A 13,514-nucleotide genomic window follows, 5' to 3' on the forward strand; every position below is an offset into this window, starting at 1 on the left:
CTCCTCCCTGCTCGGAAGTCAGGTGTTTGGATGTCTACGACGCAACAAGGCAGCCACGTCGACCGCACGGACGACGAACTGGCGGCACCGCTGCGCGGCGGTGAGGCCGCGGAAGAAGAGCTCGCCGAGCTGTACCGGCGTCATCACACCGCGGTGCGCGCGTACGCCGTCTCCCGCTGCCGGGACGCTCATACGGCGGACGACGCGGCATCCGAGGCCTTCGCCAGGACGATCGAAGCGGTCCGTCGCGGTGGTGGACCGCGTGGCCCGTGGCGCCCCTACCTCCTCACCGCGGTGAGACGCATCGTCATCGACTGGGCGGTCATGAACGGCCGGGCACTGCCCAGCGACGAACTTCAGGACGAGGTGGACGAGGCCCTCACCGGCGAGGAGATGGTGCTCAGCCGCGAGGAGGGTGCCCTCGTCGTCCGCAGCTTCCAGCAGTTGCCGGAGCGCTGGCAGACGGTCCTGTGGTACACGACGGTGCAGAAGGAGCCGACTGCGAAGGTCGCCGAGCGCCTCGGGATCAGTGAGAGCGGAGTGACGTCGCTCGCCGAGCGGGCGCGGGAGGGGTTGCGCGAGGCGTATCTCAGCGTCCACGCCCATGCGGGCGACCAGGACGAGGACAGCCTCTGCGGCCGGTACAGCGGTCTGCTGGCAGCGGCCGTACGACGTCGGCGGCGGCCGGGCAGGGACCTCAAGCGTCATCTCGGCGACTGCGCCCACTGCCGACAGGCCTTCGTGGACCTCACCGACCTCAATGCCCGTCTGCGGGTCGTGCTGCCCGGCGCCATTCTGTTCGGGGTGGGCGCCGAGCTGGCTTCCGCCGCGGGCACGGCGAAGGCGTCGGCCGTCGCGCTGAGCGCGTCCGGGGCAGCGGTCTCCGACCCCACGGTGCTCGCCTCGTCGTGGCACAGCCTCCCCTTCGCCAAGAGCGCCGCGTCCGTCGGCGCGGGAGTGGCCGTGGTGACGGCGTGTTACTTCGCGCTGCAGCCCTACGAGTCGACGATCACACCACCGCCCCCGAGCCCTTCGGCGTCGGCGACCACCACGCCGTCCTCGCCCCCGAGCGACGCCACCAGGCCGGACATCCCGTACGGCCCGACCTCCGTGCTCCGGTCCGCGGCGAGCGGCGACTGTCTGGAACCGGTGCCGGGGTCGACGAACGGGGTGCGCACGGCCGACTGCGACGACAGCACGAACCAGACGTGGGTGGAGGACCACGTCCGAGGCGCTCGGCTGCTGCTGCACAACTCGGGAACGGGCCTGTGTCTGCGGGTCTCGGAGGCCGGCGCGGCCCCCGTCGCACAGGCGCGGTGTGACTCCGGCGATCCCCGTCAGGTGTGGGAGATCCGGTACAGCCGGGAGCATCGGTCGATGGTCGCCATCGGCAGGGACGGGGAGACGTACTTGGTCTGACGTCGGTCCGGGACATCGTCGGGCGGGGGGACCTTCGTGTCACTCGGCGGGTGGCACACGTGACCATTGCTGATTGCTCGACACCACGCAGTCCCAGATCTGGATGGGCGTGCCGGGATCGTTGTAGCCGTTGGTCACGTCGACACACATGCCCGCCTGCCGGATCGTGCCGTCGCCCGCCAGTTGCCAGCGCTGCCGGGCGTCGGAGGTGCAGGGCGCGACGACGACCGGGGCGCTTCGGACGGCGCCCCCGCTCGCGGTCACGCAGTGGTCGCCGTAGACGCGCAGTTCGCCGTCGACCGTGTGCGTGAACTGCTGATTGATTCCTCCGTGGCAGGGCCAGATAGTGAGTTGCGTGCCCTCGGCCCGCGAAGCATCGGGGACATCGAGACAGAGGCTCGAGCGTGTTCCGACGTACGCATGGGCGAGCGGCTGATTGGTTGCTCGAGCGGTCGGTGACGGATCTGGCCGGCGGGTGGGCTCGGCACGCGACTCGGAAGCGGACGGAGTGGGCGACGCCTTTCTGCGTACCGGTGTGTGCGATTCCGAAGGCGAACCGGTGACGAGCGGTGGAGGCTGGGGAGTCGGCAGTCGCGACGGCGGCATTCTCGACGCAGGGGCGAGGCTGGTCGTAGGTGACCTCTCGGGAGAAGACACGAGGAGTGCGAGAAGAGAGGCCGCTCCGACGAACACCGCGACCAACACCGCCGCGCGGCGGAACGCGTGATGGTGCTCGCTGACCTCTTGGTTGTCGCTCGCCGGGACGGCCGGTGACGGCTCCTGGTGATCGAAGGCCGACACCGACGCCGGGTCCAATGGGGCAGCGGTGTTCGGCAGGAAGACCGGCGGGACGGACCGTGAGCACACGTGTTGTCCGGCAATGGATTCCCCGGAGCATGACGGGTCGTCACAGGGCGGGTATGACGTCAAGACGCCCCCTTGTCTCGGTGAGTTCGAAGGTTCCTCATGGGCGCTTCGCGGCCAGCGCGTACAGGCCGAACGCCACGAGCACGAGCAGGAAGCCCAGGGCGGCCACGTACCAGTACCCGGGCGGCCGAGCGCGACGTCGTCGTCCGCTTCGGGCGACGCGCGGGAACGCGCCGCGGGTACGTCGAGCGGCTGCCGAGACCGGGGCGGTGGCGCCGGCGACCTCGTACTTGGCGGAGCGGTAGGCATCGGCCGGCCACCACCCCAGCAGTCGTTGCGGAAGCCGGGCGGGGAGCCGGACGCTCAGGTTGCGCAGCTCCCAGAAGACCTCGCGGCATTCCGGACACTCCCGCAGATGCGTCGTGTCAGCCGCATCGGCCCAGGACTCGGCCGAACCGAATACGACCGCGTTCACGAAGCCCAGACAATCCTCCCGGTCCAGGCGCGACGCGTACCTCTCGGCACAGCCACGGCGAAGGGAGTGCACCGCTTGCGCGACATACTCGCTCACGCCGCCGGCCGGGATTCCCACGATGCCGCCCACGGTGGCCGGACTGTCACCCTCGACGATCGAGTGCCACAGCAAACACTGATCGGTGCCGGGCAACTCCTCGAAGGCGGAACGCAGTTCGGCGTCCTCCGTCAGTGACCACACCGCTCCGCCACCGACCCATCGGCCGAACGACGGAGTCAGCATGGTCGGATTCAGAGCCGCCCATTGGATGGCCACGCCGCGGATGCTGTTGAGAATGCTGACGCGGACGCAGCTCTCACCCGTCTCGGCCCGCCCGATCCTCAGGCGCAATCCGGTCAGGGCGTACGCGGTCACCGCTTGTGCGTCACCGGGTGACTTCAAGCAGGTGGAGGCATAGGCCCACGCCGCGCGTTCGTGGCGGCGTTGCAGCACACCGAAGGCGTCGGGGGCTCCATCGCTCACCCTCTGCAGCAGTTCGGCATCGGACAACTCCTGCGGTTGCGAGCCGGAATTCCAGAGCACAAACCCACCTGCTCGTCGGGGTCGGATCCATTGGAATGCACAGTCAGCGGGCACTCACGCGCGGGTCGGGTTCACCGAACCGCGAGGCACGGTCAGCCCTTCAGGGCGCCCAGCGTCAGATTGCCGACGATGCGTCGGCCGAACACCAGGAAGAGGAGCAGCAGCGGCAGGGTCCCGAGGAGCGCTCCAGCCATGATCACCGATTGGTCGGGGACATAGCCCTGGGCCAGCTTGACCATCGCCACCTGCACGGTCGGGTTCTCCGAGGTGAGGACGACGAACGGCCAGAAGAAGTCGTTCCAGGACTGCACGAACGTGATCAGGAACAGCACCAGCATCCCGGGCCGAGCCGCGGGCAGGACCACGTGCCAAAAGATCCGATGGGAGCCCGCGCCGTCCACCCGGGCCGCCTCGATGAGTTCGTCGGGCAGTGCCTCGGCGAGGTACTGGCGCATGAAGAACACACCGACCGCGCTGACCAGAGTCGGGGCGATCACCGCCGGCAGACGGCCGTACCAGCCCAGTGAGGTCATGATCTGGAACAGGGGAATCACACTGAGCTGGGGCGGCACCGCGGCGGTGGCGATGACGACCAGCAGCAGGGCGGTGCGCAACCGGAAACGAAGCTTGGCGAAGGCGTATCCGGCGAGGGTGGCGAACAGCGCGGTGGACGCGGCCACCGACCCGGACACCACGAAGGAGTTGAGGACGGCCTTGCCCAGATCCGCGTCCCGCCAGGCAGCGCCCAGGTTGCTGATCAGCCTGCCGCCAGGGAGCAGCGGAGGGGCTGCTCGGTTGACGGCCTGGCTGGAGGTCGAGGCGGCGACGATCGTCCAGTACAGGGGGAACAGCGAGATCACGGCCATCAGACCGAGCAGCAGATAGGCGACCGGCCCGCCGTGCGCCTGCCGGCCGGCACCGGGCCGGAACGGTGACGCGGAGCGGCGAGGGCGGACACCGCGGGCATCGGGGCCGCGCACCCGCGAGGGCCGGCGGGAGAGGGTCGTCTCCGTCGGGGCGGTCATGGCGTCATCGCCTCCGTGCGCGTCGCGCGACAACCGCCTGGGTCAGCGCGATCAGGATGATCAGCAAAAACATCAGCCAGGCCAGCGCCGATGCCCGCCCGGCGTTCCCGTTCGCCCACCCCGTCTGGTACAGGAGCAGGCCCAGTGTCTGGTACTGGCCGTCGGCACCGCCCTGCACCGCCTGCGACCCACCCCCGAAGATCAGCGGTTCGCCGAACAGCTGGATGCTGCCGATGGTGGAGATCACGATCGTGAAGACGATGGTGGGGCGGATGCCGGGGATCGTCACGTAGAGGAGCTGCTGCCGGCGGGAGGCGCCGTCCAGTGCCGCCGCCTCGTAGCGCTCCTGCGGGATCGCCTGGATCGCGGCCAGGAACAGCAGCGCGTTGTAGCCGGTCCAGCGCCAGATGACGATGGCGGAGACGGCCAGCTGGGAGGAGAGGGTGCCGCCCTCCCAGTCCACAGGGCCCAGGCCCAGGCTGTGCAGTGCCCAGTTCACCAGGCCGAAGTCGCGGCTGAACGCGAACTGGAAGAACAGCGCGGCGGCGCCCGCCGAGGTCGCGTACGGCACCAGTGACGCCACCCGCCACATCAGCGCGCCGCGCAGACGGTAGTTCAGCAGGTGCGCCAGACCGAGCGCCATCAGCAGTTGGGGAACCGCCGAAATGACCCCGATGGAGATCGTGTTGAGCGTCGCCTTCCAGAACCGCGGGCTGGTCAGCAGGTCGTCGTAGTTCCCCAGTCCGGTCCAGGACAGCGCGTTCAGCTCGACGAGCTGAACGTCGTGCAGGGACAACCAGGCGGTGTACGCCAGGGGATAGAGACCGAACGCACCGAACAGCACGAAGAACGGCGCCACATACGTGTACGGGGTGATCTTGAGGCCCCAGCGGTAGCGCCGGCCGCGCCGTGCGGAGGAGGTGGGCGCGAGGGGGGATGCCATTGCGGATCGCTCAGTCCTTCCCGATGGCCGACTCGACCTCGCCCAGGGACTGCCGCCAGGACTCGTCCGGGTTCATTCCCTGTTGCTCGACCCGGGTCAGACCGCTGGAGATGGCGTTGGTGATCAGGCCCTGATCCGGACCGATGTTCAGCGTCGGCATGTCCTTCGCCGCCGCCCCGAAGATGCGTCCCACGGGAGCGTCGCTGAAGTACCGGCTCCGGGTGCCGGCGACCGAGGGGCCGGCGGCGGCGGTGCGGGAGGACGGGAAGTTGCCCGCGGAGGCGTCGGCGAAGGTCTTGGCCTGCTGGGCCGGATCGGTCAGCCAGGCGGCGAGCTTCTCGGCCTCGCCCCGGACCTCGCTGTTCTCGGGAACGGTCAGGAAGGAACCGCCCCAGTTGGCGGGGGCAGGCGCTCTGGCGATGTCCCACTGGCCCTCGCCCCCGGGACCGGCGGCCTGGGAGATCTGGCCGAGCATCCAGGAGGGGCAGACCACGGTGGCGAACTTCGCAGCCGAGAACGACTTGCGCCAGTTGGTCTGGAACTGCTGCAGCCTGGCGGTCATCCCCGAGGCGTTGGCCCGGGCGGCCAGGTCGTAGGCCCTCCGGACACCGGGGTTGCTGTCGTGGACCAGCTTGCCGGAGGAGTCGTAGTAGGACGTGGTCTGTCCGAAGATCATGGCGTTGTAGAGGCCGTTGCCGGTGTCCATGAAGCGCAGGCTCTTGTCCTCGGTCTGCTTCTGGAACCTCTCGCCGACGTCCACGTACCTCTCCCAGCCGGCTGCCCACAGGTCGCCGACGGCATCGCGCTGTGTCGGCAACCCGGCCTGCCGGAACAGGTCCTTGCGGTAACACACGGCCATGGGGCCGATGTCGGTCCCCAGGCCGAGCACCCGGCCGTCCTCGGCCTCGGCCTGGTCCCACTTCCACGGGTAGAAGGAGTCGGCGCGCACTCCCGGGGCCTGTGAGAGATCGGCGAACATGCCGGCCTTGCTCCCGGCGATGGTGCGAATGCGGCCCACCTCGACGCTGACGATGTCGCCCAGGCCCTGACCGCTGCTCAGTTTGGGCTGCAGAGCCTGCCAGTAGGTGGCCTCGTCGGCGGCGTTGTCCTCCTCGATGGTGATGCCGGGATGGAGTCTCTCGTACTCCTCGAACAGCCCTGACGTGTTGAAGCCCATGTTGGAGAAGGTGGAGATCCGGATGGTGACCCTTCCGGATGCCGGGCCGTCGGAGCTGTCGCAGCTTGTGGTGGCGACAGCCAGCGCCAGAGCTGAGGCGACGGTCGTGGTGACTCGCAGAGCACCGCCTGGATTCATCGAGGCACATCCCCCGTACGGCCGAAACATTCGGCAACTTTCCTTGTGCACGTCGGGCAAGTTAGGGGCACGTGCGGGGCGTCGTCAAGGGAAGGTGGCGGCAAGTGCGCGCCCAGGGAGGGCGGATCGGCATAGCAAGGGCTTGCCGAAACTATCGGCGGCGCTGCGTATGCTTGCCGCAGCAAGCCGATACAGAGACGAGGTCATGCATGCCCGGCGGACGGAGCAGCAGCGGAGCGACGGTCCGGACCGGCGCTGCTGATCCCGCTGCGCGTGTCACCATCGCCGAGATCGCCCGGGAAGCCGGGGTCTCGGCACCTACGGTCTCCAAGGTCCTCAACGGCCACGAACAGGTGGCGCCGGAGACTCGGGCCCGTGTCGAGGAACTGCTGCGGCGGCACAACTACCTGCGCCGCCGCGCCCGCCCGAAGAGGACGGCCGGCTGGATCGACCTGGTCATCCGGGAGGTGGACAGCCTGTGGGCGGGCGAGGTGATGCAAGGAGTGCAGAGCGCGGCGGCCGAGCACGGTGCCGAGGTGGTCGTGACCGCGGCCCACGGAACCACCACCGACACCGGGCGCTGGCTGGACAATGTGTCCACGCGCGGCTCCGACGGGATCGTCCTGGCGGTCACCGATCTCACCCCGCCCCAGCGCGAGCAGGTCGATGCCCTCGGTATCCCGATGGCCGTGGTCGACCCGGTCGGCAGCCCCGACGCCGGGGTGCCGACGGTCGGCGCGACGAACTGGCAGGGCGGCTTGGTCGCGACCCGGCATCTGCTCGATCTGGGGCACCGCAGGATCGGCATCCTGCGAGGCCTGGAGGACGCGCTGTGCGCGCGAGCGCGCCTGGACGGGTATCGCGCGGCACTCGAGGGAGCGGGCATCGAGGTCGACCCGGCCCTGCAGCGGCCCGGCGACTTCTACTACACCACCGGGTTCTCCGGCATGCGTGACCTGCTCGCCCTCCCCGACCCGCCCACCGCGGTCTTCGCCTGCAGCGATCTGATGGCCCTGGGCGCATACGAGGCGATCAGACAGGCCGGGCTCCGGGTCGCGACCGATGTGAGCATCGTCGGGTTCGACGACGTTCCGAACGCCGCCTGGGCTTCCCCGCCGCTGACCACGGTGAGCCAGCCGTTGCGCGAGATGGCGGCCCTCGCGGCGCGCATCGTGCTGCAGGGCGCGGACGCGGTGCTCCCCGGTCCGACGCTGCGGATGGAGCTGGCCACCCACCTGGTCGTGCGGGAGAGCACCGGCACCGCGCCCGGCGGGTCCAACGTCTGAGACCCACGCCGGTACATGACCGACGAGCCGGCCCGGCCGGACGCGGAGCGCGGATCAGGGAACGGTGACGATGAGCACCTGGCCGTGAGCGGACAGATGTTGTGCGTCCTGCATACCGGCGACCCAGCTGGTCAGGGCGTAACGGCCCGGCTCGAGGGGCATCCCGAGGACCGCGCTCCGGCCCGGGGAGAGCGGGGGCGTGCCCAGTTGCGCGGCGAGGTCGAACGGCGCGGCGCTCCACGGTTCCTGGAAGAACCTCTGGATGTCGGCCTCGGTGACGGAGTCGTCGGTGAGGGGGTACACCGCGAGCTCGTCGACCTGTCCCCGCATCGCGTTCACGTAGCGCACGGGCCGGTCCCGGCGTATGCGTCCCTCCAGGACGAAGCGCGGGCCCATCTTCGTGTCGACGGCGATGACGGTGGCGGAGGGACGCGGACGCCCGGCTCCGGCGACGTCCGCCGCGTGGACGAGGAGCGGGCTGACGTACTCCGTGCCGGGGAGGGGATCGCGTCCGACGCGGGGCCCCTCGAAGTCCTTGTACTCCAGGACGAGGTACCGCCCGGGCGGCAGCCACGCGGTGAAGGACGACTGTGAACCGGGGACCGCCATGGCGCCGCCGAACAGCTCGGCGTCGGCCATCAGATCCTTGGACGCCTGAATGACGTCCTGCGCGTTCTTCTTCTCGAAGACGTCGCGCAGGTGTCTGCGGAAGGCGGCCTCGCCGACGCCGCGGCGGAGTCGGGCGATGCCGACGATGCCGGTACGGGTACTGGTGGTGCGTACCCGGAAGGTCACCGCGCCGGCGGCCGCGGTCGTCGGCGCTCTGAACCCGTCCTCGCCGGTGACGATGTCGAGCGGTTCCGGTCCCCGAGTCGGCGATCCGGCGCCGATGAGCGCGGCGACTCCCGTCGCCGTTCCGGCGGTCAGAAGACCGCGTCTGGTCCACGTGTTCATGATCTGCTCCTCTGCTGGCTGTGGCATCGGATGGTCGTGTGCCTCGTACGGGTCGGAGATGGGTTGAGGACCGGCCGGGCACGCACGGGCCGGGAGTTCACCGGCAGGTCAGACGAACGGGCCGCCCACCAGGCGGTACTGGAGCAGCATGCTCGCCATCGCGACCGCGGCCATCGCCGTGAGGGTGAACAGGATGCGGCCGGACACGTTCCACCAGCCGCGGAACCAGGCCGCGATCGCCCCCGCCACCACACCCAGTGCCAGCAGCACGAGTGCCGTTCCCAGCATCGTCACGATGGACAGCAGCGGGGGTCCCAGCAGCACGGCTTCCATCATCGCGTTGCCGTCCCGGACGACCGCGGCGAGTGCGGCCGTGAACGCGGCCGCGATCAGCCCGGTCGCCGAGGCCGTGGCGCGTGCGACCCGTGCCGCGGGAGGGTGCGGGGTTCGGCCCCGAAGCCGCCGTACCAGGGCGATGACGGGAAGGGCGATCGCGGCGAGTATCAGCGTGCCCGTGCCGGCAGCGAGCAGTCCGAGGTGCAGGGACGGGGACTGGTGCCAGGTCAGCTTCGCGTATGTGCTCGACGGCACTGCCGACGAGACGAGCACGCCGCCCCGGGTGAAGGCAAGCGTCGCGCTTCCGCCGCGCTCCTGGAACAGGCCGTCGCCGAGCGCGAGCCAGCGCTGTTCCGGCTGGTCGGGGTCGAGGGAGAGCCCGGTGGTGCGCAGCCCGTTCTCGCCGTCCTCCCGGACGGTGACACTCGCGACCAGGCCCTCCAACGCCATGAGACCGGTGCGGCTGACCCGGCCCGGGCGGTAGGTGCCCGGGTACGAGGCGAGGGACGGATCGGTCACGGCGCCCGGGGCGGCGGGTGCGGGGTTGTCCGGGACGAGGACGTCCACGATCCGGTCGATCAGGTCCTTGCCGTCCCAGGAGGCGCGTCCGTCCCTGCCGTCGCCGTTGAAGACGACGAACACCCCCACGTCGCGGGCGGGGACGAGCAGCAGGTTGGAGTGGAAGCCGGGGATGTCGCCGTCCTTGAACCAACCGGTGCGCCCGCCGCGCCGCCACTCCTCGAATCCGTAGCCCAGGCCGGGCATACGGGGATCCTGCCGGTAGTGGACCCGCTGCATGAGGCCGTTCGCCGTCGTGTCGTCGGTGAGCTGCCCCGTCATCCAGCGGCCCATGTCTACGGCGGTGCTGACCGCACCGGGCCCGGACGGGCTCCACGCACCGTACTGGCCCTCGTCCTCCGTCCAGCCGGACGTGCCGTTGGGGCGGTAGCCGCGGGCGAGACCGGCGGCGATCGAGGCCGGCGGCGGCTGGGCGAACGTGGAACCGGTCATGCCCAGGGGCCCCAGAATGTGCTCGTCGACATAGGCGGGGAAGGACCGGCCGGAGACATCGGCGACGAGCTGGCCCGTGAGCGCGTAGCCGTAGTTGTCGTAGGCGGCGGTCGTGCCCGGGGCACGGACCCGGGGCGGGCGGCGTGTCACAAGGCTTTCGGCGAGCGGTTCGACGTCCTTCGCTCGGGTCCTGTTCCGGCCGACGAGGTCACTGTCGAAGCCCCCGGTGTGGGTGAGCAGTTGGTCCAGGGTGACGGGGCGCCCTGGGTAGGTGTCGGGGACGGTGACCGCACGGAGGTGGTCGTTGACGTCCGCCTTCGGGTCGACCTTCCCCTCGGCGACGAGCTGGGAGGCCGCCTGCGCCGTGAACAGCTTGGCGAGTGAGCCGAGGAAGAAACCGGTGCGCTGCGGGTCGACCGGGGTCCGGGTGCGGACGTCGGCGACGCCATAGCCCTTGGCCAGGACGGTCCGGCCGCCGGCCACGACGGTGACGGCCGCGCCGGGGATGCGGTCGTCTTCCAGGAAGTCGGCGACGGCGGCGTCGACGAGGGACTCGAGACGGGGCGGAGCCGCCGCGTGAGCGGGGGCCGCGACGGAGAGCAGCGCGGCGGAGGCGATCGTGAGGGCGGCTGCCATCGTGGTGAGGGTCCGTATCGACGTCGTACGCATGCGTCGACGATCTCGTTCGGGAACGGGGCGGCGGCAGTGCGAGGCGCATCTGGCGATGTGTATTTCACATGGGTGGGGCGGGTGCGGTGCACCGGCGTGCGTCTAACGTGACCTCATGAACGGGTGGGGCTGGGCATTTCGGTGCGGGCGGGGGACCAGGCCCAGGGGCACCGCGCGGAGGACTTTCACCGGTACGGATGCCGGCTCAGACGTCGGCTCAGGCGCCGACGCCGATGACGGTCCGACGCCGGCGGTCGTATCGGTGATCCTCGTCGTCGTCATTCTCGGCTTCGCCTTCGAGCCCGCTGTCGTCCTGCCGCGCCCGGCCGCCGTGCCGATGCTGCTGCTCCAGTTGGCCATCTGCCTGCCTTCGACGCGGCGGCTGCGCGGGGCCTGGGCCCTCGCCGCACAGGTCCTGCTGATGCCCTGGTCCGGGCTGCCCGGCTTCCTGGGCGCCTCCGTGCTGCTGGTCTTCGAACGGCGCCTGCGATGGGCCCTGTTCGCGGTCGTCGTGCTGGCGGCGGGGCCGCTCTCATCCGGCGACGGCAGCGTCCATTCCGTTCTCAACGGCATCGGGAATGCCCTCGCCCACGGACTGGTCCTCTACGCGCTGACCCGGCTCACCGACCTCTACACCGAACTCCGCGCCACGCGTGGCGCATTGGCGCAGGCCCGGGTCGCGGCCGAGCGGGAGCGTGCCGGGCGGGACCTGGACGCGGTACTGGGAGCGGCCCTGGCGGAGATCACCCGGCTGGCCGGGCAGGGTACGCGGGCGGCGCGGGAACTCGTGGCGGTCGCGCGGGCTGCGACGGAGCGCGTACGAGCCGCGCCGCCCGCACAGTCGGCCGCCGGGACGGACGCCCCCGGCTGTGCCCTGGCCTCCCGGCTGGTGTGGCCCATCGTGGTCGCCACCCACGTCGAGTATCTGATCGTGGGCACTGTCTTCCTGCTCGGTGCCGGGATGCCGGGCGGGCGGGTCGCCGGGTACGCGGCCGCCTTGGCGGCCGTGGTCGGACTCCAGGCGTACCACTCCCTGCCGCGTCCGCCCGGTGTGCGTCCCCCGTACGTCGCGTGGACCCTGGGTGTGCAACTCACTGTCGCCCTGGGCGTGCTGGCCGCTCCGGACGGTCCGTACCCCCAGCCGGTGGGGTTCGTGGCCGCCTCGGTGCTGATCGTCCTCCCCGGGCGCACCGCCTGGCCGGCGGCCGGGGCGCTGACCGCGCTGGCGGCGATCGCGATGCTGCTGAGGACGGACGGGCCCGGGGCTCATGGCACCGCTGTCCTCCTGCTGGACATCGTGGTGATCGCTTCGGTCTTCTACGGCCTTGCCCTGCTCAGCGGCCTGGTCCGTCAGGTGCGGGAGGCTCGCGGAGCGCTGGCGTCGCTGGCCGTGGCGCGAGAACGCCGGCGCATCGCCCGGGACGTCCACGACCTGCTGGGCTACGGGCTGTCGGCGATCGCCCTGAAGGGCGAACTGGCGCTCCGCGACCCTGACCGGGAGCGGGCCGGCCGGCACCTCGCCGATGCGGCGGCGCTGGCGGACCAGGCGCTGACGGACCTTCGGGCGATCCCGGGGGAGGGCTTGGAGATCTCGCTGGCCGAGGAAGTGGCCTCCGCCCGGGACGTACTGGCCGCCGCGGGCATCGCCGTGCGGGTCCGGGGCGGGGCGGACGAGGTGGAGGAGGTGTCGGAAGCACTGTTCGCGACGGTGTTGCGCGAGGCGGTGACGAACGTGCTGCGACACGCGGCGGGAGCGCGCCGGTGCGAGGTGTACTTCGGCCCCGGGCTGCTGCGGGTGGCGGACGACGGCCGCGTGGTTCCCCCACCGTCACGGGGAGAGGGCGACGGAGCGGGTACCGGCGGCAACGGACTGAGGAATCTACGTGAGCGCGCGACCGCGCTCGGCGGGATCCTGGAGGCCGGACCGGCCCCGCACGGCCGCGGCTACGTGGTGACCGTCCGTCTGGAATCCGCTCCGGTCCCCGTCGGCGGGTGACTCCGTGTCACTCCAACCAGCCCTGCTCCCGGGCGATCCGCACCGCGTCGAGCCGGTTGCGGGCATCGAGCTTGGTGACGGCCGCACCGAGATAGTTCCGTACGGTGCCCTGCGAGAGGTGTAACTCGCGGGCGATCTCGTAGAGTTCGGCCCCGGCGGCAGCCAGCCGCAGCACATCGGTCTCGCGTGGGGTGAGCGGGTTCACCTTGGCGGTGAGCGCCGCGGCGGCCAGCCTTGGATCGATGACATGCTCCCCGTCCGCCACGCTGCGGATCGCGGCGGCCAGCTGATCCGGCTGGGCGTCCTTGAGCACGAACCCGCCCACCTGGGCGGCGAGAGCCGACCTCAGTGCCTCGGGCCGGCCCAAGGCGGTGAGGATGAGGATCCGGCAGTCAGGAAGCGCGGCTCCGAGGTCGCGGGCGGCGGACAGTCCGTCGGCGCCGGGCATTTCCAGGTCGAGTACCGCGACGGTGGGGTGGTGGGCGAGAGCGGCGGGGACGACGGCGTCCCCACGTGCCACCTCGGCCACGACCTCCATGTCCGGCTCCAGGCCCAGCAGGGCTGCCAGCGCCCCACGGATCATGTGCATGTCTTCGGCCAGCAGAATGCGGATCACAGTCCCCCCCCGGCGAAGGA

General features: G+C 70.8%; 11 protein-coding genes. 3 read left to right on the top strand and 8 right to left on the bottom strand.

The annotated features are described in order from the left end of the window. Positions 1-30 precede the first annotated feature (30 nt). On the top strand, positions 31-1,419 hold the full coding sequence (locus tag NNW99_RS34140; RefSeq protein ID WP_215123011.1) for a sigma-70 family RNA polymerase sigma factor: 1,389 nt from the start codon (positions 31-33) through the stop codon (positions 1,417-1,419). Positions 1,420-1,458: 39 nt separating this feature from the next. On the opposite strand, the gene NNW99_RS34145 is transcribed toward NNW99_RS34140, so the two are convergent. From NNW99_RS34145 to NNW99_RS34165, 5 genes are all read right to left on the bottom strand, one after another. Further along, positions 1,459-2,220: an RICIN domain-containing protein gene (locus tag NNW99_RS34145; RefSeq protein ID WP_215123013.1), complete on the bottom strand. Its 762-nt coding sequence runs from the start codon at positions 2,218-2,220 to the stop codon at positions 1,459-1,461. Between the two features lie 163 nt (positions 2,221-2,383). Then, on the bottom strand, positions 2,384-3,343 hold the full coding sequence (locus tag NNW99_RS34150) for an RNA polymerase sigma factor (RefSeq protein WP_215123015.1): 960 nt from the start codon (positions 3,341-3,343) through the stop codon (positions 2,384-2,386). Positions 3,344-3,435: 92 nt separating this feature from the next. Next, positions 3,436-4,368, bottom strand: coding sequence for a carbohydrate ABC transporter permease (locus NNW99_RS34155; RefSeq protein ID WP_215123016.1), 933 nt, complete (start codon positions 4,366-4,368; stop codon positions 3,436-3,438). A 4-nt stretch (positions 4,369-4,372) separates the two neighbouring features. Next, positions 4,373-5,311, bottom strand: coding sequence for a carbohydrate ABC transporter permease (locus NNW99_RS34160; RefSeq protein WP_215123018.1), 939 nt, complete (start codon positions 5,309-5,311; stop codon positions 4,373-4,375). A gap of 10 nt (positions 5,312-5,321) precedes the next feature. Continuing rightward, complete coding sequence (locus tag NNW99_RS34165; RefSeq protein ID WP_215123020.1) at positions 5,322-6,626, bottom strand: ABC transporter substrate-binding protein; 1,305 nt, start codon at positions 6,624-6,626, stop codon at positions 5,322-5,324. Between the two features lie 209 nt (positions 6,627-6,835). Here NNW99_RS34165 and NNW99_RS34170 point away from each other — a divergent pair, with 209 nt between their 5' ends. Then, positions 6,836-7,912, top strand: coding sequence for a LacI family DNA-binding transcriptional regulator (locus NNW99_RS34170; RefSeq protein ID WP_215123021.1), 1,077 nt, complete (start codon positions 6,836-6,838; stop codon positions 7,910-7,912). Between the two features lie 54 nt (positions 7,913-7,966). Here the strand turns inward: NNW99_RS34170 and NNW99_RS34175 are convergent, their stop codons facing one another. Then, entirely contained in the window at positions 7,967-8,866 is a 900-nt protein-coding gene (locus NNW99_RS34175; protein ID WP_215123022.1) for a twin-arginine translocation signal domain-containing protein, read from the bottom strand. Between the two features lie 108 nt (positions 8,867-8,974). Further along, complete coding sequence (locus tag NNW99_RS34180) at positions 8,975-10,882, bottom strand: serine hydrolase (RefSeq protein WP_215123023.1); 1,908 nt, start codon at positions 10,880-10,882, stop codon at positions 8,975-8,977. 262 nt (positions 10,883-11,144) lie between these two features. On the opposite strand from NNW99_RS34180, the gene NNW99_RS34185 reads away from it, so the two are divergent. Next, the gene (locus NNW99_RS34185; protein ID WP_215123024.1) at positions 11,145-12,878 is read left to right on the top strand and encodes a sensor histidine kinase; all 1,734 of its coding nucleotides are present in this window, start codon (positions 11,145-11,147) and stop codon (positions 12,876-12,878) included. Positions 12,879-12,885: 7 nt separating this feature from the next. On the opposite strand, the gene NNW99_RS34190 is transcribed toward NNW99_RS34185, so the two are convergent. Continuing rightward, complete coding sequence (locus NNW99_RS34190) at positions 12,886-13,494, bottom strand: DNA-binding response regulator (protein WP_215123025.1); 609 nt, start codon at positions 13,492-13,494, stop codon at positions 12,886-12,888. Positions 13,495-13,514: the final 20 nt, after the last annotated feature.

Origin of the sequence: Streptomyces sp. CRCS-T-1, assembly GCF_024442335.1 — a bacterium.
Classification (GTDB): domain Bacteria; phylum Actinomycetota; class Actinomycetes; order Streptomycetales; family Streptomycetaceae; genus Streptomyces; species Streptomyces koelreuteriae.